Here is a 228-nt window from a genome sequence, read left to right on the forward strand (position 1 = left end):
GGCGAATGAAGAGACCGGTGCCGCCTCACAAGGGCAGCCGCTGCAGCGCGAGTACGTGTACTACCCGCACACCTTTGTGCCGCTGGCCCTGGTGGATGGTGAAGGCAGCTACCGCTATCACGCCGATCCGAATGGTTGTCCGACACGGTTGACGAAACAGGACGGCCAGGTCGTTTGGGCGGCGCAGTACGAAGCGTGGGGCCAGGCTCGGATCTCGATCAACGAGAT

At 62.7% G+C, this 228-nt stretch carries 1 protein-coding gene; it reads left to right on the forward strand.

What is annotated here, in order from left to right; all coding sequences use genetic code 11:
• Positions 1-228: RHS domain-containing protein (locus ACPYOM_RS24385; protein ID WP_481347959.1), on the forward strand; the 228-nt coding region annotated here is incomplete at both ends.

This window comes from Monashia sp. HAY1-2A (assembly GCF_056755315.1).